This window comes from Sulfitobacter sp. SK011, assembly GCF_003352065.1.
In the GTDB taxonomy this organism is placed as follows: domain Bacteria; phylum Pseudomonadota; class Alphaproteobacteria; order Rhodobacterales; family Rhodobacteraceae; genus Sulfitobacter.
Genome location: NZ_CP025803.1, coordinates 3,283,191 through 3,308,435, shown reverse-complemented (window position 1 = coordinate 3,308,435; position 25,245 = coordinate 3,283,191). Strand labels below are relative to the sequence as shown.

The 25,245-nt window shown below is 55.1% G+C and carries 22 protein-coding genes and 1 pseudogene; 11 read left to right on the top strand and 12 right to left on the bottom strand.

Annotated elements, in window-relative coordinates; all coding sequences use genetic code 11:
• Positions 1-62 precede the first annotated feature (62 nt).
• The gene (gene hemC, locus C1J02_RS16250) at positions 63-1,013 is read left to right on the top strand and encodes a hydroxymethylbilane synthase (protein ID WP_114879512.1); all 951 of its coding nucleotides are present in this window, start codon (positions 63-65) and stop codon (positions 1,011-1,013) included.
• A gap of 521 nt (positions 1,014-1,534) precedes the next feature.
• Here the strand turns inward: hemC and C1J02_RS16245 are convergent.
• The 6 genes from C1J02_RS16245 to speB form a co-directional block, all read right to left on the bottom strand.
• On the bottom strand, positions 1,535-2,317 hold the full coding sequence (locus C1J02_RS16245; RefSeq protein WP_114879511.1) for an amino acid ABC transporter ATP-binding protein: 783 nt from the start codon (positions 2,315-2,317) through the stop codon (positions 1,535-1,537).
• 30 nt (positions 2,318-2,347) lie between these two features.
• A complete protein-coding gene (locus C1J02_RS16240; protein ID WP_114879510.1) occupies positions 2,348-2,596 on the bottom strand; it encodes a hypothetical protein in 249 nt (82 codons plus the stop codon).
• Between the two features lie 6 nt (positions 2,597-2,602).
• Positions 2,603-3,028, bottom strand: coding sequence for an amino acid ABC transporter permease (locus C1J02_RS16235; RefSeq protein WP_114879509.1), 426 nt, complete (start codon positions 3,026-3,028; stop codon positions 2,603-2,605).
• A gap of 9 nt (positions 3,029-3,037) precedes the next feature.
• Positions 3,038-3,700: an amino acid ABC transporter permease gene (locus C1J02_RS16230; protein ID WP_114879508.1), complete on the bottom strand. Its 663-nt coding sequence runs from the start codon at positions 3,698-3,700 to the stop codon at positions 3,038-3,040.
• 84 nt (positions 3,701-3,784) lie between these two features.
• The gene (locus C1J02_RS16225; protein WP_162798354.1) at positions 3,785-4,630 is read right to left on the bottom strand and encodes a transporter substrate-binding domain-containing protein; all 846 of its coding nucleotides are present in this window, start codon (positions 4,628-4,630) and stop codon (positions 3,785-3,787) included.
• A 34-nt stretch (positions 4,631-4,664) separates the two neighbouring features.
• A complete protein-coding gene (speB, locus tag C1J02_RS16220; RefSeq protein ID WP_114879506.1) occupies positions 4,665-5,642 on the bottom strand; it encodes an agmatinase in 978 nt (325 codons plus the stop codon).
• Between the two features lie 99 nt (positions 5,643-5,741).
• On the opposite strand from speB, the gene C1J02_RS16215 reads away from it, so the two are divergent.
• Positions 5,742-6,656, top strand: a complete 915-nt coding sequence (locus C1J02_RS16215) for a LysR family transcriptional regulator (protein ID WP_114879505.1) — start codon at positions 5,742-5,744, stop codon at positions 6,654-6,656.
• Positions 6,657-7,059: 403 nt separating this feature from the next.
• On the opposite strand, the gene C1J02_RS16210 is transcribed toward C1J02_RS16215, so the two are convergent.
• Entirely contained in the window at positions 7,060-7,986 is a 927-nt protein-coding gene (locus C1J02_RS16210; RefSeq protein ID WP_114879504.1) for a LysR family transcriptional regulator, read from the bottom strand.
• Between the two features lie 204 nt (positions 7,987-8,190).
• Between C1J02_RS16210 and C1J02_RS16205 the strand changes: the two genes are divergently transcribed.
• A complete protein-coding gene (locus C1J02_RS16205) occupies positions 8,191-10,626 on the top strand; it encodes an FAD-dependent oxidoreductase (protein WP_114880657.1) in 2,436 nt (811 codons plus the stop codon).
• 79 nt (positions 10,627-10,705) lie between these two features.
• On the opposite strand, the gene C1J02_RS16200 is transcribed toward C1J02_RS16205, so the two are convergent.
• The 4 genes from C1J02_RS16200 to C1J02_RS16185 all read right to left on the bottom strand — a co-directional run bounded on the left by C1J02_RS16200 (position 10,706) and on the right by C1J02_RS16185 (position 14,451).
• Positions 10,706-11,284 (bottom strand): hemerythrin domain-containing protein, encoded by a 579-nt coding sequence (locus C1J02_RS16200; RefSeq protein ID WP_114879503.1) that lies wholly within the window; start codon positions 11,282-11,284, stop codon positions 10,706-10,708.
• Positions 11,285-11,439: 155 nt separating this feature from the next.
• Positions 11,440-12,465: a TRAP transporter substrate-binding protein gene (locus C1J02_RS16195; protein WP_114879502.1), complete on the bottom strand. Its 1,026-nt coding sequence runs from the start codon at positions 12,463-12,465 to the stop codon at positions 11,440-11,442.
• A 26-nt stretch (positions 12,466-12,491) separates the two neighbouring features.
• A complete protein-coding gene (locus C1J02_RS16190) occupies positions 12,492-13,667 on the bottom strand; it encodes a cytochrome P450 (protein ID WP_114879501.1) in 1,176 nt (391 codons plus the stop codon).
• 1 nt (position 13,668) lies between these two features.
• A complete protein-coding gene (locus C1J02_RS16185) occupies positions 13,669-14,451 on the bottom strand; it encodes a GntR family transcriptional regulator (protein WP_114880656.1) in 783 nt (260 codons plus the stop codon).
• 537 nt (positions 14,452-14,988) lie between these two features.
• Here C1J02_RS16185 and C1J02_RS16180 point away from each other — a divergent pair.
• The 6 genes from C1J02_RS16180 to C1J02_RS16155 all read left to right on the top strand — a co-directional run bounded on the left by C1J02_RS16180 (position 14,989) and on the right by C1J02_RS16155 (position 20,684).
• Positions 14,989-16,083 (top strand): TRAP transporter substrate-binding protein, encoded by a 1,095-nt coding sequence (locus C1J02_RS16180; RefSeq protein ID WP_114879500.1) that lies wholly within the window; start codon positions 14,989-14,991, stop codon positions 16,081-16,083.
• Between the two features lie 109 nt (positions 16,084-16,192).
• The gene (locus C1J02_RS16175) at positions 16,193-16,783 is read left to right on the top strand and encodes a TRAP transporter small permease subunit (RefSeq protein ID WP_114879499.1); all 591 of its coding nucleotides are present in this window, start codon (positions 16,193-16,195) and stop codon (positions 16,781-16,783) included.
• Positions 16,784-16,813: 30 nt separating this feature from the next.
• Positions 16,814-18,181, top strand: coding sequence for a TRAP transporter large permease subunit (locus tag C1J02_RS16170; protein ID WP_114880655.1), 1,368 nt, complete (start codon positions 16,814-16,816; stop codon positions 18,179-18,181).
• Positions 18,178-19,518, top strand: a complete 1,341-nt coding sequence (locus C1J02_RS16165) for an amidase (RefSeq protein WP_114879498.1) — start codon at positions 18,178-18,180, stop codon at positions 19,516-19,518. The genes C1J02_RS16170 and C1J02_RS16165 overlap by 4 nt, the downstream gene beginning before the upstream one ends.
• Positions 19,519-19,533: 15 nt before the next feature.
• Positions 19,534-19,728, top strand: a complete 195-nt coding sequence (locus tag C1J02_RS16160; protein WP_114879497.1) for a hypothetical protein — start codon at positions 19,534-19,536, stop codon at positions 19,726-19,728.
• Positions 19,725-20,684: a D-glycerate dehydrogenase gene (locus C1J02_RS16155; RefSeq protein ID WP_114879496.1), complete on the top strand. Its 960-nt coding sequence runs from the start codon at positions 19,725-19,727 to the stop codon at positions 20,682-20,684. The genes C1J02_RS16160 and C1J02_RS16155 overlap by 4 nt, the downstream gene beginning before the upstream one ends.
• Before the next feature lie 4 nt (positions 20,685-20,688).
• On the opposite strand, the pseudogene C1J02_RS21190 reads toward C1J02_RS16155, so the two are convergent.
• Positions 20,689-20,856: pseudogene (locus C1J02_RS21190) on the bottom strand (IS3 family transposase); the annotation flags it as partial.
• Positions 20,857-21,305: 449 nt separating this feature from the next.
• On the opposite strand from C1J02_RS21190, the gene C1J02_RS16145 reads away from it, so the two are divergent.
• Both C1J02_RS16145 and C1J02_RS16140 read left to right on the top strand, forming a co-directional pair.
• Positions 21,306-23,750, top strand: coding sequence for an outer membrane beta-barrel protein (locus tag C1J02_RS16145; RefSeq protein ID WP_114879494.1), 2,445 nt, complete (start codon positions 21,306-21,308; stop codon positions 23,748-23,750).
• 182 nt (positions 23,751-23,932) lie between these two features.
• Positions 23,933-25,219 (top strand): hypothetical protein, encoded by a 1,287-nt coding sequence (locus tag C1J02_RS16140; RefSeq protein WP_114879493.1) that lies wholly within the window; start codon positions 23,933-23,935, stop codon positions 25,217-25,219.
• The last annotated feature ends 26 nt before the right edge of the window (positions 25,220-25,245 follow it).

Here is a 25,245-nt window from a genome sequence, read left to right as displayed (position 1 = left end):
TTTCCTGTTGTTTTCTTCCAGTTCCCGTTGTCGGGACAGATATACCGGTTTAGGGATGGCGCATGCGATATTCTTTGCCCACCCCCGCCCAACCTTTCAAGATCGGCACACGTGGCTCGCCGCTTGCGCTGGCGCAGGCCCATGAGACCCGCGCGCGGCTTGCGGCAGCCTTTGATCTGCCGCATGAAGCGTTTCAGATTGAGGTGATTTCTGTCACCGGCGACCGGGTTCAGGACCGCCCGCTGAAAGAGATCGGCGGCAAGGGCCTGTTCACCCGCGAGATCGAGGAAGCGATGCTGGATGGCACCGTTGACATTGCGGTCCATTCGATGAAGGACATGCCGGTTCTGCAACCCGAAGGACTGTTGCTCGACACCTATTTGCCCCGCGAAGATGTCCGCGATGCGTTCATTGCCCTGAATGGAAAACCGCTGGGTGATCTTGCTGCTGGACGAGTTGTGGGAACATCCAGTTTGCGACGACAGGCACAGTTGAAACTGCGCAGGCCTGACCTTGAGGTGGTGGAGTTCCGCGGCAATGTGCAGTCCCGGTTAAAGAAACTGTCAGACGGTGTGGCCGACGCCACGTTTCTCGCGATGGCAGGGTTGAACCGGCTGAAAATGGACGACGTGCCAAAGGTTGCGATTGACGTCTGTGACATGCTGCCCGCGATCGCCCAAGGGGCCATTGGGATCGAACGCCGCACTGATGACCACCGCGCCGCTGACATGCTGGCCGCGATCCATGATGGCCCTACCAGTCAGCGGCTGGCGGCCGAACGGGCGTTCTTGGCAGAGCTTGACGGATCCTGTGAAACGCCAATTGCGGGACTGGCGGAGTTGGATGGTACGACCTTGCGGTTGCGCGGCGAAGTGCTCCGCCCGGATGGCTCCGAGGCCATAGGGGACGATATGACCGTGCCTGTTGAAGACGGTGCCGAGGCAGGTCGCCAGATGGCGCGCAAACTGTTGGCGCAGGCCGGGGATGACTTCTTTGACTGGCGGTCAGCCTGAGGTTTAGGCCGCTGATCGCCGAAATCTGAGCTAGTTTCTGGCGCGGTAGGGGCTGCGGGGCAGGGGCTTTATTCGCTTTCCTAGATTATCGAACAGAACCCCAAGAACATGCAGCCCACGGCCACCCCTGCAAGCCTGCGGAAAAAAACGCGGGATGATACATTCGCGGATCCAATCAGAACCGGACATCTCAAGGGCCAAACTGGTGCACATGTGGCTTCTCAAAAATGGCAGCGCTTCACATTGACCGAGAATTGCTGGCTGCTGGGATCGTTGAAGCAGACAGCGCATCTGGCAAAAAGAAGCCGAATAAGAACCATGTGGGCAGGCCAAAGATAGGCCTTCACATCGTGAATAATGGTAGACATCATTGCGTCGGGCTAACTTTCCCATGTGTCAATTTGTGGGGTGGTTGGAAGGCAAATCATGACTATGCGCCAACTTTCCGCAGGTACCCCGAAACGTGATACCCGCATGAGGCCGCAGTCTTGTTGGGCGAGGTTTTGTCTGCAACGGCGACATTAATGCTGTAGGATTTGTAGCAGAAACTTTTGTGTTCTTTCGTTTTGGGGGCTACCAAAGAAAGCTTCCGGGGCGGCGCTTTCGATAATTTTACCTTGATCCATAAAGACCACGCGGTCTGCCACCTTGCGCGCAAAGCCCATCTCGTGGGTGACGCAGATCATCGTCATGCCGTCGCTTGCCAATTCCTCCATTGTTTCAAGAACCTCGTTGATCATTTCGGGATCAAGCGCCGAGGTTGGTTCATCAAAGAGCATGATCCGCGGCTGCATGCACAACGCCCGCGCAATCGCGACACGCTGTTGTTGTCCGCCCGAAAGCTGGCTTGGGTATTTGTCCGCCTGATCCGGGATCTTGACCTTTTCCAGATAATGCCGCGCCAGATCCTGCGCCTCTTTGCGCGAGGTGTTTCGCACCGACATCGGGGCCAGCACACAGTTCTCCATCACCGTCAGATGTGGGAAGAGATTGAACTGTTGAAAGCACATGCCCACCTCTGAACGGATTTTGTCGATATTCTTGACGTCTTCTGTCAGTGGGATGCCATCGACAATGATGTCGCCGTCACGGTGTTCCTCCAGCCGGTTGATGCAGCGGATCAAGGTGGATTTCCCCGATCCCGAGGGGCCGCAGATCACGATCCGCTCGCCCGCGCGCACGGTCAGATTGATCTCCGTCAGCACCTGAAAATCGCCGTAGAACTTGTTCATGTTCCGAATTTCGACCATGACTTTTGATGCAGGGGATGCGGGCTCCGATTTGGCTGTCTGTACGATTTCCATTGGTTTGGTGTCCTTTTGACGGGTTGCGCCCTAGCGGATGGCCACTGAGTTGCTCAGACCATCGGTATCAACATGAGACTGCAACATGCTGGTCAGCTTCAAAAATACCGTGCAGATGATCCAATAGATCACGGCGATGGTGGCAAAGGTTTCCACAGGGGTGAAAGTACGCCCGTTGATGTCATGGGCGGCATAAGTCAGCTCTGCCACCGTGATCATCGACAGAAGCGAGGATTCCTTGATCATCGTCAGGGCAATGTTGGTGCCGGGCGGAAACACGTAAGTTTAAAGCTGCGGGAAAATGACCCGCCGCATGTAGAACCCGTATTTCAGGCCCAGCGCTTTGGCAGCATCAAACTGACCCTTGGAAACAGCTTCGACCCCGCCGCGAAACACTTCGGCAAAATAGGCCCCGCCATAGATCGACAGACAGATAAAGCCGGTGGTCAGTCCCGACAGGCGGATGCCATAAAACGGCAGCGCATAGAACATCATGAAGATCAGGATCAGCAGCGGGATGTTCCGCATCAGTTCAATATAGGCGATGGCAGGCCAGCGCAGCAGCCGCCGTTTGGCAATGCGCATAAGGCAAGTCACCACACCGATGAATATCCCGATCGGAATCGCAATGAACGAGATCAGCAGCGTATTGAAAACACCATCAATCAGAATGTCCCGATTGTCCCAGATGGCTGCATAGTCGAATGTCATAAGACGCTCCTACACGCGATATTTCTGCGATCGCCGCTGGAGGTATTCTCCGTATTGGCTGATCGAAAAGCAGATGACGAAATAGATGAAGGCCGCCAGCAGCAGGACTTCGACAGGGCGGAAGGTTTCGTTATAGAGCATCTGCGAGGCGCGGGTCAGTTCCACCAGGGTGATGGTGGACAAAAGCGGCGTGATCTTGATGACCATGGTAAATTCGTTGACCAAAAGCGGGATAACCGAATGAAACACCTGCGGCAGGATGATCTTGAACCAGACCTTGAGTTTGGGAAGACCCAACGCCTCGGCAGCTTCCCATTGGCCCTTTGGTATTCTACTTAACCCGCCGCGCAGAATTTCCGCGACATAGGCACCGCTGTTGAACCCCACGGCCATGATCCCGGCAGTAAACGGCCCGATGTTGATGCCGGTCAGCGGGGCCAAGGCGTAGTAGAACACCAAGATTTGGACCAATGCCGGTGTGCCCCGGATAAAGCTGCCATAGATGCGCACAAAAATGCGTAGCACCCAGAACCGGCTGTTGCGCATCAGCAAAAGGCCGGTCCCCACGAAAATCCCAACGCTACACGCAATCAGCCCAACAAATATTGTATAAAGCGCCCCCCACAACAGGGGCCCGGATTTTGGTATGATTTCGATGAACTGCAGGTCCATGAGCGAGATATTCTCTTTCAAAAAAGCCGCGCCGGACTGGTCTTTTGACTTAAGGACAAACCAATCCGGGTCGGTAGTAGACGCTCAGAGAGCGCCCTCGGGGAGGTAATCTTCGGGCAGGTCCATCTCAAATCCGAACCACTTCATCTGCAGCTCTTTGAGCGTTCCGTTCTGCTCAAGTTTCGCAAGTGATTCATTGATACGGTCGCGCAGATCCGCCCCATTTGGGTGCGCGACCCAGGCAAACAAGGTGCCGCTGCCGATGTTGGCAAGTTGCGCAAAGGTATCGGGGCGCTGTTCCTGCATTGTCGCCAGCGAGAACGACGGGATCGTGCCGATGTCGATCTGCCCGCCAGCCAGTGCGAGCCGCATATCGTCTGTGGATTTGAAACCGCTGATGCTGGCGAAACCCGATCCGCCAGTGGCTTTCAGCTCAGCGTCGAGGGCTTCGACTTCCTGTGCCTGCGAGGATCCGATTTCGACGCCAATGATCTTGCCGTTCACATCGCCCAGACCGGCCAGTCCGTTATCGCCATGCCGCTTGACCAACATGGTCTCGGCCACGGCGAGCGGGCGGGTAAAGGCGTATTTGTCCACGCGGTCTTCCTTGATCGCCACGGAGGTGGCGACAAGATCGTATTTGCCCGCCAGAACGCCGGCCAAAATGCCGTCCCATGGGAGTTGCAACTGCTCAAGCTCAACCCCCATATCCGCCACGATCAGGTCCAGGATATCCTTGCCATAGCCGACGACCTTGCCGTCTTTCAGGAATTCCATCGGCGGATAGGCGACCTCTGTCGCGACGGTGATCTTACCGTTGGCCGTCACCGCCTCCAGAACGGACCCTGCGGCGACCGGGCCGCACAAGGCCAAAGCGGTCGCACAGGCCAACAGACCTTTGGTCATTTTACGTCTTTGCATGTGTTTCATTTTTGTCTCCCTAGGGGTTGCTTTACTTTGGTTGTTACTTCGATCGTGCATCACAGGCGGGTGCCAGAACGCACAGAAGTTCAAACATGATGGAGACCCCGACCCAGGCCGTGCCGCCTGAGGGGTCAAAGGGCGGGGATACTTCGACCAGATCCGCGCCGATCAGGTTAAGCCCGGCCAGCGCGCGCACCATTTGCTGCGCCTGAAACGTCGTGAAGCCGCCAATTTCCGGGGTTCCGGTGCCGGGCGCAAACGACGGGTCGATCCCGTCGATGTCAAAGCTCACATAGGTCTCGCTGTCGCCGACAATATCGCGCGCCTCCTGCATGACAGATGCGACACCGCGCTCGAACAGTTCTTCGATTTCAATGATCCGCACACCTTGATCCAGCGCCCAGTCAAAATCCGTTGTTTCGTATTTTACACCGCGGATACCGATCTGGATTGTGCGTTTGGGATCAAGGAAACCCTGCTCAATTGCACGCCTAAAAGGGGTGCCGTGGGTATATTTGCTGTCGCCAAAATAAGCGTCATTCATATCCGTATGGGCATCGAAATGAATCATCCCAACCGCTTTGTCACGGCCAAGCGCACGCAGGATCGGAAAAGACACCAGATGGTCCCCACCGGCTGAAAGGGGTGTGATCCCCTTGTCTGTCAGTTGATTGTAAAAACCGGTGATCAGATCAAGGCTTTGCATGATGTCCATGGGATTGACTGGCGCGTCGCCCAGATCTGCGCAGTTCACCAACCGAAACGGGTTCACACCACTGCGAGAATGCGTTGTGCGGATCATGGTCGAGAGGTCCCGCAACTGACGCGGCCCATGGCGCGGCCCGGGTCGGTTTGAGGTGCCGCCGTCAAACGGAACCCCGACAATCGCGATGTCGGTCTTGTCCGCCTGCGGGTCTTCGATTTCGATATGTGGCAGACGCATAAAGGTCGGCATCCCCGCAAAGCGCGCCGTCTTTAGCCCCGGAATAGGTTGGAATGCCGGATTTTTTGGCTGCATGCGTCATCTCCCTGACTGGTGTTGTGGCAGAGGTTTACACAGGTCATTTATTTGATAAACGTGGACTTATAGAAAATCAGTTCGATAGAAGGCGACGTAATGCCAAGCCGATCCATCGCCGATGTTGACGTCAAATTGCTACGTGTGTTCTGCACCATCGTGGAATGCGACGGGTTCTCTCAGGCGCAGTCAGAACTCAACCTCTCGCGCTCCACGATCAGTACCCACATGGCAAATCTGGAAACGCGGGTTGGGTTCAAACTGTGTAGCCGGGGGCGCGCCGGGTTTGCGCTGACCGCACGTGGTGGCGCGGTCTATGAAGCCTCTCGTGCCATGCTGTCTTCGATTGATGCCTATCACGGCCAGATCGTACAGTTGAAAGAAGGCATAGTGGGTGAAGTTGCAATTGGCGTTGTTGACAATCTGATCACCAACACAGAATGCCGCCTGCGCGATGCCATTCGCGATGCGCTGGCAGCCCACAAGGGTCTTCGCATTGTGTTACGGATCGGACCGCCAGACCAGGTTGAAGAGCAACTTGTCAGAGGGCAGACCCAAATGGCCATTTCGCCAAAGTTTCCGACCCGAAGAAACGTATCCCAAAGCACGCTATTCATTGAAAAGCAGCGGTTGATCTGTGGCAAAGGCCATCCTTTGTTCACCGTTCCGGATGATGAAATGACACGCGAGCTGATCGCAGAGCAGGATTTTGTACGGCGCGGCTTTGTCTCCGTGCTCACCCCATATTCCACGTTTTTCAATCGACCTGCTCTGGCGGTTTCCCATCAGATGGAGGGGCTTGCACATTTCATACTAAGCGGCAATTGCGTGGGTTTCCTGCCCGAGGTTTACGCCAACTATTGGGTTGACCGGCAAGAGATGCGTATCATCAGGGCAGATCAATTTGGCTTTGATGTGCCGATCTGCCTGTCACGCCACGAAGGTGCGCAACATAGTTTGGCAGAGTCCCATGTCTACGAAACCATATTGAAAGTTCACGGTGCAACGGTCTGATCAAGAAACGCCCAAGCACTGCGCACTCAATAGAATGATCCGTCGTTCTGAATCCTCGAAATCTGCTTCCCGCCCCTTAGCAGTCAGGCAAGGCTGGTATTGAAGTATACGACCCAAAGCTGCGGTTTATCCGCGACGCACTTGCTGCTTTTGATTGCAACGAAAGGATGGTTTCAGTCTTGGCTAGAGCCACGTGTGTGACTGGCAGGTCCGGTGAAACCCTCTGCACTGCAAAATGGGAGATGCTGCTTCTGCGATGGTATTTTGCGTTAGCGGTGGCGGGGTCAACGAAAACCACCATTGGATGACGGTTTCGAGCCATACTCCATTGTGCTGAGCGATGAACGAATGACCGCCAGGTCATCTTCTTGAACAATTTGTGCATGTTTCAATATCGGCGCAGTTAGGCTTTTGGAACAATCAAATCGGTGCCCAATGGCTCTTCAAAAAATGCAGCGCAATTATCAACGAACATTTGCACCAGTCTTCGTTTTGGCCCCGGTGCAAACCCGAGCGAAAGGGTGACGCCGCTTGTGCTATCGGCGATTGGCACGCAGCTTATGTTGCTTCCTGCGTAGCTCGGGACGTCACGCGGCTTCATGTTCAAAAGGGAAATCCCAATCCTGGAGGCGACAAGCGAACGAACCATTTCGGTCGAATTGGCGGTTGCGACGATACAAAGGTCTTTGCCCCCTTGATCGAGGACTTCCAGATAATACCCGCGCGCGGCGGGCCGGTCCAAAAGGATAAGCGGCTCGTTTACGATTTGGGAAACTGTCACAGTGTCAAACTGCGCAAGGGCATGATCTGCCGGACACAGACAATAGGTGGGTGCAAAGATAAGCGGTTGCGCTTCAATTTGCGGATTTGGCAATTCTTCGACAAACAGGATCACATCGAATTTTCCGTCCAGCAATCCCTTCTGGACGGAGACGTTGTCGCCTTCCGCAAATGTAAAAGTCAGATCGGGATGGGCCGCAAACATCTGTGCGGTAAGCACTGGCAGAAAAGCCGGGGCGATCGGTGCATTGTAGCCGATCGCCAGGTTGCCAGAGAGGCTTGATTGCAGGTCAGAGACGCCTGTCAGTAACGTATCATACCTTTCCAAAAAATCGTCGATGCGCCGCCCGACATCGCGACCTGCCAGCGTGGGGAATATTCCTTTAGCCCGCGCGCGGGTAACAAGCGTCATGCCGAAAGCGGCTTCGGCTTGATCGAGAGCTGCGGCAATGGCGGACGGCGTCACATGCATGGCATCCGCAGCGCCCGTGATACTGCCAAGTCGCAAGGCCGCCTGAACATAACGCATGGCGCGAAGAGAGAGAGTCATGCGATAACCTCACATTTTCCGAGATACTATCTAAGAAAAAAACATTATTCAAAGGTTTGTATTTTTGTGAAGGTCGAAATCGCCGTCCATGATCACTGAACCATGAACTATGCTTTGACGTATTCATCCACAGCGATGTCCGAGCCGGAGATCGTTTTCGATTTATTCACCATCGCTCCAAGGGCCACAAAACGGGAACCTGTCATGAAATCCAGAACCAAAGTTGTCGTCATCGGCGGCGGCATCGCAGGCTGCTCGACCCTCTATCATCTCACGCAAGAAGGATGGTCTGATGTTGCTTTGGTCGAGCGGGACGAGCTGACCTCAGGCACCACCTGGCACTCGGCCGCGCAAGTCACGAACTTTGGCATGACCCAGACGATGGTGGGCCTCAAATCTCATTCCATCGCGCTTTACAAGAAATTGCGTGACGATCCCGAATATCCGGTTGGGTATCATCACGGCGATGGCGGCATCCGGTTGGCCAACACCGAAGCGCAAATGCAGGGCTATCGGCATTTCGCCTCGATGGCGCGCGGTATGGGCGTGGAATACGAGGTTATCGACGCGGAAGAATGCGCCCGTCGCCATCCGTTGATCTCGACCGACAACCTGCTTGGCGGGCTGTGGGATGGTGAGGACGGTGATATCGATCCTGCCCAACTCTGTCAGGCACTGGCTTTTCACGCACGCAAAGCGGGCGCTGAGGTCTATCGCAATACCCCGGTGACCGGCCTGACCCAGCACAAGGACGATACGTGGACTGTTCACACGGAACATGGCGATATCGACTGTGACATAGTCGTGAATGCCGGCGGCTATCGCGTCAACGAGGTGGGCGCTATGATGGGCGTGCAACACCCAGTCGCCTCGATGGAACATCAGTATTTCATCACGGAAGACATCCCCGCTATTGCAGCGGCCGGGCATCGCATGCCTTTGCTGCGCTGTCCGATCTCGGATTATTATTCCCGTCAGGAAAAGGGTGGTCTGCTGGTTGGGTTCTATGAACAAGGCTGCAAAACCTGGGGAATGGATGGGATCAGCCCAAGCTTTTCCAACGATCTGTGTCCCGATGATCTGGATCGCGTTATGGACGTTCTCGAAGGCGCGTTCGAGCGGATGCCCGCACTCGCAGAGGTCGGCATCAAGCGCGTCGTGAACGGCCCCATTACCTATACAATCGATGGCGCTCCTTTGGTCGGGCCTATTCCGGGCAAGCGCAATGCATATTGCATCATCGGTTTGCGCGCGGGCTTGGGTGAAGGCGGCGGCCATGGCTGGCTTCTGGCGCAGCAGATTGTTCATGGCGAGGCTTGCTACGACACTTGGGTGATCGACCCACGCCGGTTTACCGGACACGCAACCGTGGAACTGACTGCGCGCAAGGCGGTTGAGGATTATCAGAACGAATTCAGGTTCCATTTCCCGCATGAGCACCGTCCAGCGGGGCGTCCCGCCAAGACGACGCCACTCACCCCTGTTCTGGTCGCAGAAGGGGCCGAATTCACTGTCGTGAACGGATGGGAGCGTGTCGATTACATCAAGCCGTCACCGGATTTCCACCCATCCCTGAGCTTCAATTTCGACGAGGCTTTCGATGTGGTCGCGGCAGAAGTGAACAACGTCGCCACAAACGTGGGCTTATCAGAGGTCAACGGCTTCAACCGGATCGAGATTACCGGCAAGGGCCGACACGCATTCCTTGACCGAATGATCTGCGGGACCGTCCCAAAGCGCGAGGGGCGCGTTGGATTGGGCTATCTGCTGAACGATCATGGGTGCATCAAAGGTGAGGCGACGATTGCCAATTTGCCCGCCTCGGATCGTGGTCCTGAACGGGTCTGGTATGGCTCAGCCGCTGCATCAGAATATCATGACATGGACTGGCTCACCGCACATCTCATGCCGGACGACGACGTGCAACTGCGCAGCCTGACCAACGATCAAACGATCCTTGTTTTGGCTGGCCCAAAAGCGCGCCTCGTGCTTTCCGCCTGCGCACGCGGCGATTGGTCAGCCACTGCGTTTCCATGGTTGTCCGTGCGCGAGTGTTGTATCGGTTTTGCACCGGCCACGGTTATGGGCGTCAGTTTCTCGGGCGAATTGGCCTATGAAATCCATGTGCCCAACGCCTCACTTTACGCCGCCTATCTGGCTTTGCGCGAGGCCGGTGACGCATACGGGCTCAAACTCTTCGGGGCCCGCGCGATCGACTCCATGCGCATGGAAAAAGGGTTCCTCCACTGGAAAGCAGACCTGATCACAGAGTTTGATCCCTTCGAGACAGGTCTTTCTCGGTTTGTGAAAATGGATAAAGGTGACTTCATTGGCAAAGCGGCACTGCTCGAACGACAGGCAGCGGGGCCAAAAAGCCAGTTGGTAACGCTGGAAATCGATGCGGCACACGCCCCTGCACATCCGGGCGCATCTTTGATGAGTGGCGATAAAGTGGTCGGCACAATCACATCCGCAGATTATGGACATCGCGTGGGTTTGAACCTCGCCTACGCCTTCGTTACCCCTCATCTGGCAAAACCAGGGGTTGCGATGGAACTGGATCTATGCGGGCAACGGGTTGGTGCGCATGTCATCAATCAAGCTCCTTACGATCCAAATTTCGAACGGATGCGGAGCTAATCGATGCAAATCAAACGGATCGATAATTTCGAGATCAACTGAAGCGTCTGAAATCTACGCACAGATCACGGCTTCGGGCTTAGGTTAAATCCCCCGTACCATAGTGTAAGATCACCGGAACGACGATTTCTTCCTCGTCGATCAGGTGCCGATCCAACATTCTTGCGAGATCCTTGAGATTTTTGTGGAATTGTCCAATTGCCGCATCGCCAGCACTTTGCGCCTGAAGCGCGCCGTTCGCGTGTTCGACAAAGCTATTAATGTGCCCGTCCAGCGCATGGTGGTCTTGATCCAAAAGGTCAAATGCACGTGCAATACGGGCGTCTTTGCCGCTTAGAACCGGAAAATAATGTGCATCTTCAATGCTGTGGTGTCCATGCAGTTCCTGCACGAAGGCAGATCCAAGCCGCCCGGTCTGCTGATGAAAAAGGGCAACGTCCATGCGCCGATCAAGGGTCTCTTCGGTTTGCGTCAGCAATCGTTCCAAGATCCGGCGGAACATCATATGCCGATCCAGCCAAAAACGGATGAGGCCATCATACCCTGCGTGCGCTTCCCAACCGGCGCGGGGATAGTCCATTAGCAGGACCTTCAGCGCATCCGGCAATCCGGTTCGCAGATCAAGCTGAAGCGCGTCACCTGATGTTGGGTTGACCATGTCTGTGTCCTCGTTTGCGCGAGACGTTCAACTCGGCGCACTCCGTGTTATGCGGAATGTCCCGGAGAACCCCAGCCGATAGGTCCAACAAGATTGTCCCAAACAACCGGCCGGATACCCCTGTGATACCCGGCCCGTCGTTCTGCGCATTCAGGTTAATCGGCATTTGCCGCAATAAAGTCTGTGGCGCTTTGCACCAATGCGGCACCGTCCAGACCTTTGGCGTCCATTTCTGCGATCCAATCCGCAGTCACCTGAGCCCCCACTTCCATCCAGCGGTCCTTTTCACCGTCGAGCTCCGTAATGGCGTTGCCCGCATCCGTGGCGACCTTGCGCCCGATCACATCCGCGGCATCCATCGCTGCACCGAACAAAGCTGACACCTCTGGACCCGAATTCGCGTCGATCACCGCCTTTAAATCGTCAGGCAGGGCTGCATAGCTGTCTTTGTTCATCGTCATCACAAAAGTCGCCGTATAAAGCCCGGGTTTTGAGACGAAACCTGAGTGAAATTTGGCCAGTTCACTCATCTTCAGTGGCAGGGTCACTTCCCATGGGATGATCGCGCCGTCGATCACACCCTTGGACATGGCTTCGGGCACGGCTGGCACCGGCATGCCAACGGGCGTTGCGCCCAGCTTATCAAGCAGCTGTGCGGTGACGCGGGTTGGGCCGCGTAGTTTCTGACCCGCAACATCCTCAAGTGTTGCGACATTTTTGGTGCTGTGTATCCATCCCGGACCATGGGTGTGGAAGACAATGGGATGGGTGTCGCTAAATTCATCCATGCCGTTGGCAAGCACGTATTCATGAAATGCCTTGGACGAACCTGTGCTGCCACCTACCATAAAGGGCAGCTCAAACGCTTCGGTTTTGGGGAACCGGCCCGGTGTATAGCCAATGACGGTCCAGATGATATCAGCCACGCCATCTGCTGCCTGATCGTAAAGTTCGGGAGGCGTGCCGCCCAATTGCATTGAGGGGAAATGTTCGATTTTGATCCTGCCACCAGATTCCGTCTGAACCTTTTCGATCCAAGGCTGAATGGCATTGGCAGGGATCGTTGCCTGTATCGGCAACAACTGATGCAGGTTCAGTGTGACATCCTGCGCCCAGACACCTGATCCTGGCAGTGCCAAAAGCACTGTCGCTATTGCCGTTTTCTTTAGTAATCCGATCATTTCAATCCTCCCCGATTGAGTTGGTTCTACTTGAGTATAACTGGAAAATTCACCGCTCCGCGAAATCCGAACCCGCGAAAACGCACGATCGACGGGTCAGGCAGTGACATTTTCGGAAAGCGGTCAAAAAGCCGTGGCAACAGAATGTCCGCCAGCATCCGACGAGCGATATGTTTGCCCAGACAAAAATGCGGTCCGTTGCCGAATGACTGATGGGAATGTTTGTCACGTGTTGCATCATAAAGATGACCGTCGGGCCAGATATCTTCATCATGATTGGCAGACGCCTGAACGGTCATTACCGTCTCTCCCTTGGCGATCATGATGCCCCTGATTTCAGTATCTCTGGTGACCAAACGCGAGCTGACCTGAATAGGTGCGACCCAGCGTACCCCTTCGTCAAAAGCAGCACCCCATGCGCCATCTTTCACAACATGATCGCGCTGGTCTGGATTGGTCAGCAATCCATAAAGTATGGTAAGCAACGCGTCGCGAGGTTCATTCAGACCGCCACCAATCGCAATTTTTATGTTCGCGCGGATCTGGCTCAGCGCGATTGGATCATCGGCGGTTACCATGGCGCACAGCGCACTTGGATTTGGGGTCGCCTTATGCTGTGGGATGAACCGATCCATACAGGCATCCATTTCGGCGTTGGCGCGGTCGCAATCCTCAAAAAGTGCTGGATCCCAGCCAAAATTTCCCGCCCCGTCGATCAAGGTCTGCGACCATCTTTGCATATCGTCGTCACTGGCATCCGGCAGGCCGAGCAGCTGCGCAAGACAGCGTGCGGCAAAAGGGCCTGCCAGGGCAGGGAACAGATCAACTGTCTCTCCGGTGGGCAGCCCGGCAATAAGGTCATCAGCAATTTTTTCGTAGATCGGCATCCAATGGTTGGTGATGTTCTTGGAGCTGTAGGCCGGTGCCATCGCCATACGTTCGCGCATATGCTCAGCACCATCTTTGCGCATGAGGGTGTGGGCCAGAAATGCGCGCCGCATCGGCGTATTGGGATCATCAGAACTAAAGACGTCTGGATTGTCTTTGACCCATTTGGTGTCTTCTGCCTTGGTCAGCATGATGCGCCCGACAGATTTAACCTTGATCACCGGATGCGATGCGCGCAACCGTTTGTAAATTGGATAGGGGTCACGCACCAGATCTGCGAGAGCCATCTGTGTATCGACAGGCAGCGCCGTCATATCACGAACCCGGCCCTGGTTCTGACGCAACCAATGCCAGACCCGGCACCCTGGTTGAGAGTTTAGCTCGGGCTTTGTTCAGGTGGTCAAAGTTGATCAGTGCAAGGCGCGCATGTTCGCGGGTCAGCGCCTCGGCACGTGCGCCTTCTCCGCATATGATCGCATCCAGAATGGCGCGGTGCTGGCGTTGCGCATACCGCAGTGAATCATGAAAATCAGGGATTACTTCCTGATCACTAAGAAACGCCGACGGCGATGCCAGCGGCAACAGGCTTATGCGGTCAATCTCTTTTTGAATGATGGGGCTGTTGGGAAACAACGCCAAAAGTGCATGAAACCGCGCGTTCTGTGTGACGTAGCGATCAAAGTCGAGCCCCCCCGCGCAGGTAAGTGCGCTGTCGATCTGGTCCAAAGCATCGCCCGACTGCGCCAGCAACTCTGCATCCACGCCCCGCTCAGCGGCCAAGCGCGCGGCGGTGCCTTCGATCACGCCGCGTATCTCAATGGCATCAGCGATGTCTTCTTTACTAAATGTCGCGACACAGCATCCACCGGTCTCGATCCGTTCCAGCAAACCTTCTGCAACCAACCTGTCCATGGCCTGCCGCAGCGGCGTCCGCGAGATGCCCAGTTGTTTGGCCATCGCCACTTCCGGTAATCGCTGCCCTCCAGCAAAATCGCCGCTCAGAACAAGAGAACGGAGACCCAAAAGGGCGCGGTCCAGTTGGCTAAGGTTTCGGATGGACATGGCAGGTTCCAGCGATCGCTTCACATGCGCGATCATGCGTTGTTCTTCAGGAATTGTATACACCTTAGTGAATTTCAAAAGCGATTCGGTCGATTCGGAGGGCCAAAAGCTCAAAATCTTTTAAAACTGTATACATTGATCATGCCAAGCTTCGGTGGAAGAAAATTGTTTGGGGCCTCAAATCCGCTCTAATAACTTAAACAACACCGGTGCGTTGACTCCGGCCCACCGAAAAAACAGCCTGAGAAGATGCGCAATATCATGATAGATTACAGACGCTTAGGCACAGCATGGCATTGGCGGTCCAGCTCTGTGCAACGACAGTCCGCCCCGTCAATTTCCGCAGTCTGGGCTGACATATGTGACGGCGCTGTGATTGCCTTTGATGAAGAAGTCCTTGTCTGAAACCGACTTGCCCCTAAAAGTAACGTCAGGCGAAGGGCTGTGCCTCATCAAAGCGTCAGGAAAATGCCGCGCTTTGATCGGAACCAGTTGGATACCTGAGCCCCAAAAAAGTAATGCGCGGACCGGAGCAAAGATACGGTACCTGCGTCAATTTCCTTGGGAGGAACTATGAAAGATTCTATCAACCGAAGAAAATTCCTGCGTGGTTCGGCCGTTGCTGGTGCCGCAGCATTGGCGACACCTGCACTTGCAGATGGCCACGGCGTAACGCTCAAGATGCAAGCGGCCTGGGGTGGCGGCATTTTCCTTGAGAACGCACAGTCCTTTGCGGCGCGCGTCAATGAAATGTCCGGCGGATCGCTGACCATCGAAGTGCTTTCAGTCGATTCCGTTGTCAAAACCAGCCAGATGCAGGACGCGGTGCATCGTGGTGTTCTGGATGCAGCTCATATGGTGACTGCATACTGGTACGGCAAATCCAAGACGGCATCGCTGTTTGGCACCGGTCCCTGCTTTGGCTGGTCGAGCCAGGAAGTTTTGGGCTGGATCTATGCTGGCGGCGGACAGGAGCTTTTTGACGAGCTGATGGCAGAGCTGCAGCTCAACGTCGTCTCATTCTTCAACTCGCCGATGCCAGCGCAACCGCTGGGCTGGTTCAATCAGCAGATCACTGATGCGTCGCAAATGAATGGTCTGAAATACCGGACCGTTGGTCTGGCGGCGGACGTGATGCTTGAAATGGGCATGTCGGTTGTTCAGCTGCCGGGTGGTGAAATTCAGCCTGCGATGAAGTCCGGCCTGATCGACGCGGCCGAATTCAACAACCCGACCTCTGACCGTGATTTCGGTATGCAGGACGTCTCCAAGAACTACATGCTGGCGTCCTATCACCAGTCTCAGGAATTCTTTGAGATCACCTTCAACAAGGACAAGTTCAACGCATTGTCACCTGAGCATCAGGCGATCATCAAGAACGCGTCAATGGCGGAAAACTCAGGCTTTTACTGGGGCAACACCAAACGCTATTCCGATGACCTGCTCAAACTTCAGGAGAGTGACGGCGTTGCCGTTCACCGCACACCTGACAGTGTGTTGGAAGAACAGCTCAAAGCCTGGGACGTGGTGGCAAACCGCATCGCCGGCGAAGACCCGTTCTTTGCCAAGGTGATGGAATCGCAGAAGGCTTACGCCAAGGATGTGATGAACTATCTCAACCTGAACCAGCCTGACTACAAATTGGCTTACAATCACTACTTCAGCTGATTGTAAGATCATTTCGATAAGATGTCCGGGTTCCTTTTGGAGCCCGGACATCGTACGCTTGGGATTGCGCAATATTTTGCGGCCGATCTGTTAGGGGAGCAACAGACACATGAAATTTGTACATTCCATAGAGGGACTGAGCCTTTGGGTCGGACGCGCCTTTGGATGGTGTATTCTGATCCTGACGCTGTCAGTTTCATATGAGGTTTTTGTCCGTTACGTCTTGAATTCGCCAACCGTCTGGGCCTTTGACATGATGATCCAGATGTACGGTGCGCTGTTCTTGATGTGTGGTGCCTACGCCTTGGCGCAGGATACGCATGTGCGCGCCGATGTGATTTACCGGCTGTTCCCTGTCAAAGTGCAGGCAAGTTTGGACTTTGTACTCTATTTTCTGTTCTTTTTTCCCGGCATTCTGGCCCTCGCCTGGTACGGCTGGGAAATCGCCTCGGACAGTTGGCGCTACAAAGAGGTTAGCTTTAACAGCCCCGCCAGCATCCAGATCTATTTTTTCAAGACGCTGATCCCGCTTTCGGGCGTTTTGCTTGCCATCCAGGGCATTGCTGAACTGGTACGCTGCGTGATCGCCATGCGTACCGGCTCGTGGCCCGAACGGCTGGCAGATGTGAAAGAAACCGAAGACCTGCTGACCGAGGCCGATCTGGAGGCAATCCGCGCCTTCGCTCCGGACAAGAAATAAGCCGCTTAGCGCTTCAAGAAAGATTAAATGATGTCAAATCCCGAAGTCGCCCTGATGATGCTTGGGCTGTTTATTGTCCTTGTTCTCCTTGGTTTTCCGATTGCTTTCACTCTGCTCGCGATGGGGGTTGCTTTTGGCTATTACGCCTATCACCAAGGTCACCCGATTGAGCAGTTTAGCGATATTTTCGACAATAATATCTTCTATCTGCTGAACCAGAACACTTATTCGGTGATGGAAAACCCGACCCTTGTCGCGATCCCGCTGTTCTTGTTCATGGGCTATGTGGTGGAGCGCGCCAACATCGTCGATAAGCTATTCTTCTCGCTTTATATGGCGGCGCGCAATTTGCCCGGAAGCCTTGCCATTGCGGCGCTGCTGACCTGTGCGGTGTTCTCTACGGCCTCGGGCATCGTAGGCGCGGTTGTCACGCTGATGGGGCTGCTGGCCTTTCCGGCCATGGCCAATGCGAATTACAACAAGAGCTTTGCTTCCGGGGTGATCTGCGCGGGGGGGACACTGGGCATCCTGATCCCGCCTTCCATCATGCTGATTGTCTATGCCGCGATCGCCGATCTGTCGCCCTTGCGCCTTTATGCAGCCGCAGTCTTTCCAGGTCTGCTGCTGGCGGGGCTTTATATCGTCTACGTGATCTTACGGGTCTGGTCGAACCCGTCACTGGCACCAAAGCCAACAATGGAAGACGTCCCGCCACCCAAAGAAATCTACAAGGATCTGCTGTTCAGCTTCGTACCGCTCACAGTCCTGATCGCCCTTGTCCTCGGCTCCATCCTTGGTGGTCTCGCAACACCCGCGGAAGCGGCGGCAATGGGGGCCTTGGGGGGCATGGTTCTGGCGGTACTTTACCGCTCAATGACATGGACCAAGCTTAAGGAAAGCGTATTCCTGACGGCGAAATCCACAGCAATGGTGTGTTGGCTCTTTGTCGGGTCATGGACTTTTGCTTCTGTGTTTTCCTATCTCGGAGGCCACGACATAATCGCGGACTGGGTCGGCGGCATGGACCTTGAACCATGGGAATTCCTCGTGCTGGCGCAGATCATCATCTTCTTGCTGGGCTGGCCGCTGGAGTGGTCCGAAATCCTGATCATCTTCGTGCCAATCTTCCTGCCGTTGCTCGAGGTTTTTGGGGTCAACCCGTATTTCTTTGCGATGCTGATTGCGTTGAACCTGCAAACGTCCTTTTTGACCCCGCCGATGGCGATGTCGGCGTATTATCTAAAAGGGGTGCTCAAGAATCAGATCGAACTGATGGAAATCTTCCGTGGCATCATGCCCTATCTGGGCATCGTCATCCTTACGATGGTGTTGATGTACATGTTCCCAGGCATCGCACTCTGGTTCCCGGACTTCCTGTTTGGTGAATACATCCCGTGATCAAGGACAGCTACAAACTAAGTGCAACCGAGGCGCTGTCCGCCAGCGCCTCGGGACGTCTGTCATCGGTCGAACTGGTGACATCCTGTCTTGCGCGGATCCAGCAAACCGATGGCGACATCAAGGCTTGGGCGTTTCTGGACCCCGATGCAGCCCTTGCGCAGGCGGCTGAATGTGATCGCATTCGCAAGGCTGGCATGGCAACCGGCCCGTTACATGGCATCCCCGTTGGACTGAAAGACATCATCGACACTGCCAAAATGCCGACGCAGCGCGGCACGCCGATCTTTGCGGGCCGCCAGACGGATCATGTCGCACGGCTGGTCGAGCATTTGCGCGAAGCGGGCGCTGTCATCATGGGAAAAACCGTTACAACAGAGCTTGCCTTTGTTCACGCAAACGAGACGCGCAACCCACACAACAACGCTCACAGCCCCGGCGGCTCTTCCAGCGGCTCTGCCGCTGCGGTGGCCGCCCAGCATGTGCCTTTGGCGATCGGTACGCAAACCAACGGCTCCGTCATTCGGCCAGCATCTTTTTGTGGCACGTTTGGGTTCAAACCCACACGCGGTGTGATCTCGCGCACAGGTCTGTTGCAAACCTCGGTTTCGCTTGATCAGGTCGGCTGCTTTGGTCGGACCTTGGCCGATGTCGCATTGCTGACCGATGCCATCGGCAGCTATGATCAGCATGACCCCACCAGCTTTGCCCGCCCGCGTCCCAATATGTCAGCGGGGGCCGCAGCAGACGTGCCTGTCACGCCTGATCTTGCGTGGTTCAATCTGCCCTTTAACGATCGGCTGTCAGATGATGCGCGCGAAGGGTTGGAGGCTGTCCTTGATATCCTCGGACCTCAGGTTACCCGGATGGACCCAGCAGATACCTTGTCCAATCTGGTCGCCGTACAGGCCCGCATCCATGAATACGAGATTGCCCAGCATCAGGCTGAGGTCTTTGATCAGCACTGGGATCTGATCAGCGAAACGCTGAAACCAATCATCAGCCGCGCGCGCCAGATCACCAAAGCAGAATATGAAGACGCACTTGAGGTGAAAGCCTCGGCAGAGGCGTTTTTTGCTGATTTCTTTGTTGAATTTGATGCCATCGTCGCGCCGTCTGCGGCGGGTGAAGCGCCCAGGTTCGGCGAGGGCACAGGCGATCCGATTTTTTGCACGCTTTGGACACTGGCCGGACTGCCCTGCGTGAGCCTGCCGCTATTGGTCGGCGAGACAGGCCTGCCAATCGGTGTGCAACTCATCGGCCCCATTGAAAAAGACGACCGCCTGCTGCGCACTGCGCGCTGGCTGCAGTCCCAACTTGCGCAAGCGGCGGAATAAGGAGAGGATCAACTTATGTCTTACGGAGTGAAACTGATTGTCGGCCTGATCGGAACAGCGATCTTTTGCATCTTCATCGGGGGCTTGTCGAAAAGCATCTCAAGCGGCTTTGCGGGCTTCTTTGGTGGCTTGCCCTTCATGATCATCGCCATCGTCGTCTGCGGCATGGCAGTTTATGATTTCTGGGACGAATGTGTTCGCAAGAAATGAGCCGGAAACGCGTCTGGATCACCCGCCGTTTGTCTGACGCGACGCTGGAGCGCGCCGCGCGCGACTATGACGTTGTGATCAACCACGAAGACACGCCCGGCACGGCGCAAGACCTCATTGCAGCCAGCGCTGAGTTTGACGCAGTCATTCCGTGCCATTCAGAGCACTTCAGCGCTGATGTTGTCGCGCAGTTCGCGGACCGCCTCAAAATCGTGGCGAACCATTCCGTGGGCGTAGACCATTGTGATCTGCCTGCCCTCAAGAAACGCGGCATCGTTGTGACCAACACGCCTGACGTGCTGTCAGATGCGACCGCTGAACTTGCCATGCTGTTGATGTTGGGTGCGGCGCGCAACGCCGTCGCGGGCGACCGCATCGTGCGCACTGGTGCCTGGGACAGCTGGTCGCCAGCATTTATGGTTGGCAAACAAGTGACAGGTGCGCGGCTGGGGATCATTGGTATGGGCCGGGTGGGCCGTGCTTTTGCGGCCAAGGCGCGTGGTTTTGACATGGAGATCCACTATTACAACCGTTCTGAATTGCCCGCCAGCCAGGCACAGGGCGCTCGATATCACCGCTCAATAGAAAGCTTGCTGGGGGTCGCGGATTTCTTGTCATTGCATTGCCCCGCCACGGCAGAGACCGCGAATCTGATGGATGCCGACCGCTTCTCGCTGCTGCCTCAAGGCGCGGTTATTGTGAATGCCGCACGCGGCGCGCTGATAGACGAAGACGCACTGCTGCATGCGCTGATTCAGGGACGCATATCTGGAGCAGGGCTGGATTGTTTTCAGAAAGAGCCGGGCGGAAACCCCGCATTCGCCGCCCATGACAATATTTTCATGCTGCCCCACATCGGCAGCGCGACGCGTGAAACCCGTGACGCAATGGGTTTTCGTGCGCTTGATAACCTCGACGCATTCTTTGCCGGGCAACCGCCAGGTGATCTGCTCTAATCTTAGCAATTCCCTCGCGGCGGCAAAGTTCGGTGATGTTTTCCTCCCCGCGCAGGTCCGCCAATTCAATGCGGATATTCTCTTCAGATGAATATTTCTTACGGGTCTTACGGCAGATTTTCCTGACCACCTTCTCGGAAGCGTCTTTCGACGTCAGTGGCTTCTTCGTCATCTCGATCCCTTAATCGATAAGGTGAACCACAAATCCTCCCTTATTCAAATCTTCAAATCTGCCGCATGAGTGCTGACGTTAGACACGAGCGTCACTTGCGATCAGAGCAGATCGCGACACGCCCGAAAGGCTCAAAGGTATCGAAAACGTTCCAGCGCCATTGCGCGTGCGATTTGTGGAGCGCGATGAGGTCTGGATTGTTCTTCAGGGCTTGCAGGATCTGCCCGTAACAGGCGTATGCTTCTTGAAGGCAATGTTTTCGACATTGAATGTTGGGTGGGCCTCTCCCATCTTCGTCTGCACCTGCCGAGTTGGGAAAAACGTGTACGTCGTCAGGTGTTTAGAGGTCTTCTTAGGGACCGCGGATTGATCTTGGTCAATGCCGCTATCAGCCAGCATGTTAGGCGATTCTGAAATATTTGGGAAATTCAGGTCATATCGGAGCATTCATGCAGGTTAGTAAGTATTCAGTTACGTTAATTTATTCGGCTCTGGTTAATGTGGCACTGGCACCATCTCTGGCTGCACAGACCAGCTCTGCCACTGCTTCACAAAACGCCGAAAGCTCCGTTTTTGAGGTTGAGGCCGGTATTACCCTGTCACAAGAGTTTACCGATAACGTGTTTTTGACAGCCAATGGCAAGCGCAGCGATTTTGTGACCGTTGTGGCACCATGGATTGATCTGTCGATGCAATCGGACGATCTCCGGCTTCGTTTCGGGGTGCTGGCCGAAATCGGTCGATTTGCCGATAATTCTAGCGAAAACTATGATGATTATACGATCGACGCAGAGCTGCGATACCGACTGGGGGACGGTTTGTTTGCTTTCGGCGGTTTGGAATACAAGTGGGATCACGAAAACCGAAATTCGCCGGATGATGTGAACGGGGTTGCACCAACTGAGTTTCGCGACGCGAGTGGCTATTTTGGTGTTGGCGGTACTTTAAACGGAAATGCGTTTCGGTTTGGTGCAAATGTGCGCAAACTCGACTTTGACGATACGGCTGTCGCGGGCGGTGCCTCAATCAACAACGACGACCGTGACCGAACCGAGACAGAAATTGGCGGCCGGATTGGAATTGCGAAGACAGCAAATGGTGAGGTCTTCGTTCAGGGCATTTATGACCGGCGCAAATATGATGCCGCCACCGACGATTTTGGTTTCGCACGAAGCTCTGACGGAATTCAGGCATCTATTGGTTACACGGGCAAGATCGGAAATCTGACAGGCGAATTGACCTTTGGTGCTTTGTCTCAAGGATATGATGACGCACGATTTGACCGCGTCACAGCTCTTGATGTTGGAGCAAACTTGATTTGGCGGCCGGGTCCAGACACCAGAGTTACCGGTGTCATTGACCGGACGCTTGAAGAAACGACAACGTCCGGCGCGTCAGGCTATCTTGCCACCAGTGCCGGTGTGCGGGTCCGCCATCGCATCGCGCAAGATCTGTCACTGGCAGGCTACTTCTTTCTGACAGAAAATGACTATCAAGGGATCAACCGCACCGACGTTTTGGCAGAAACCGGCATCGGGCTGCGGTATCACTTCAATCCCAAAATCTATATGGATACCAACTATGCCTTTGAAAAAAGGTTGTCGGACGTTGCCGGTGCGGACTACGACGAACACCGCATCGAATTCATGCTTGGCTACGATTTCCAGCCTGCATTCACGGCCGAGCCAGCCGCAAGGGCCAAGTTTTCACCTGGTGACTTCTATGTCGGTACACAGCTTGGTCACGGTTTTTTACAGACCAAAGTCGACGGCCCGCGCGGTGCAGGAGGAAACCTGACTGCCGATTTTGGCGATCACGGCTCGGTGGCAGGGATATTTGGCGGGTATCGGACCAGTTTTGGGAACCTCGTCCTTGGTGCAGAAGCAAATATCGACTTCGCAAACATGGACTGGAGCCATGACGCGGACCGCGACTTTTCTGTTAAAACTGGAAACTCCCTTGGCCTTAGCGCCATCGTCGGTGTCAGGACCGCTGCGCGCAATCTGGTTTATGGACGATTTGGTGCTGTCGCTACGGAATTCGACAGCAGATACGCGCGTGGCGGCACCGTTGTCACCACAGAAGATTATAAGACGGGGTTTTTGCTAGGGCTGGGCGCAGAGGTGCCGCTGGCCCGTGGTCTTTCGGGGCGGATAGAATATCAGATCAGATCGTATTCGGATTATCAACTTGGTGCGCCGCTCGGCGGTCCCAATGACGACAATTTTGCCAACCTTCAGGGGGCAGCGCTTTTTGGGCTTATCTATCAAATCGGCGCGCGTGATGAAGTTGTTGAACCTGTCAAGCCCACCGTCTTTTCCGGGTTTTATGCCGGGGGAATGTTGGGTCACAGTGCGCTTCAAAGCGATAACACCGGCCCAAGACCTACGGCAGCTGCGCCCGTATTTACGCTTGACGCCACGCGTGCCGGTCAGGGGTTCAGCGGTGCTGTATTTGCCGGTTACGGTCAGCAATTTGGTGACTGGTATCTGGGTGCAGAGGCTGAATTGGAGCTTTCATCGGCGGGCTGGAACATCGAACGCAATCCTACCGGTCGGATATACTCAGTTGGGAAACAACATGCCCTGAATGCAATGCTCCGGGTTGGGTATGTGGTTAATGACTCAGTCCTGCTTTACGGACGCGCGGGGTATTCCGTGGGGCGGTTCGAAACAGATTACACTTATGCCGGAACCACCGTTCGTCAGAGCGATACTCTGAGCGGGTTGCGGATCGGTGCGGGTGTCGAATTTGCCCTGAGCGAAAAGGTTAACTTACGAATGGATTATACCTACACCGACTATGGCTCTCATCAGGTGAATTATGGGTCAGGTATCGACAGCTTCGATACATCCGAGAACCATTTTCAGGTTGGTCTGGCCTACCGGTTCTAGGAATTACCTGCCCCAGTTGCGATGCATGAAGGAAAGGCATCGCAACTGGCCAAAACCTCATCGTCACGTTGATATATATCAATTCATGAATGTTTGGGTGGTGCATAATCCCCTTAAGGAAAGCTACCGAAGGAAACTGTTATCGCTTCCGAAATCAGAAATTTTAACTCTGGGGTAATGATATGATATCGAACAAATTTATGCCGATCTCTCTGAAGGCTATGCTGGTCGCGGGCTGCGCGACGGTGGCGTTGGTTGCAAGCCCGATGGTTACTGATGTGGCTTATGCGCAGCAAGGTTCCGGCAAGCAAATGAAGGGCGGAAGCTCTGCAGGTGGCGCGCGCGGTGGCGGACAGCGCTCCGATTCTGGCAGTGGACGCGGCCAAGGTCTGGGTGGAATTTTCCGCGACATCACGGGTATGGACGACGACGCGCAAGGCGGTGCCACTGCCAAGGGCGGCGCTTCTGCAATGGGTGGTGTGTCCGCAAAAGGTGGCACGGCCGGGAAGGGTGGCAGCAGCAAAGTCACCACCTCGGATAGCGCGGATTCTTCGGATAGTGAGGATTCTGATCGTCCAGAATGGGCGGGACAGCCCGGTGGCAAGGATGGCGTTGGCGGTGGTCAGCCCCCAACATCCGGTTCGAAAAAAGGCGATCTGTTTGGGGATCTTTGGATCATCGCGCGCGACGACAACGGCGTGCCCATTCTGACGCCTGAAGGCTACGTGCAGCCGCTCGACGTTGATGGCAACCTGATTGCCCTCGACGAAGAAGGTCACCCGGTTGACGAGACATTGACACAGGAGGTCGAACTTGGCCGTCTGAATGTGGGTCGGGCTCCGGTAAGTGTTCTGGACCGTCGTGCGGATGAGGTCATAACCTTGCTGAATGAAGCAACCGATCTCAAGCTCGATGCCTCTGGACGGCTTGTGCTGACGCTTGATGGCATCGACAAGACGATCGACTCTCCGCTGGAGAACTTGGCCATCTATGTCGCGCTGATGACAGACGGTACGATCCCGGGTGTGGATGATCTGCCCGGCACGGCCTATGATTTCATGGTTGATGGCACTTACACTTCCGAAGACCTTGCGGCATCTGTTGCGTTTCTGGCAGCGGCCACCGACAAAACGGGTGTCTTCACCTCGGACGAGATCGCTTATATCAACGCGTTTCTTGGAATAAATACCACGACCGACGGTAACGTGACCTATTCAGTTGTCGACTATTCTGCTTTCTCCTATGACCGCGAGGACACGTTTGGCGACAAAACCGTTGTTGTTCTGCTGGAGCAGACAGATGGAAGCTTCGTTCCGACCGAAATCAATGTGTATGAGACCATCTTTGGTTCCGTACCGGCAAGCGACGCGGGTAGCCTTGATGCCTTTACTCTTGCCGCAGATGACTCGCGCACTGTTTTGAATTTTGTGCACGAGTATGAGGTGCCGGTGCTCAACGCATCGCAATGATCGATCAGACATGAGCCGGGAGCCTG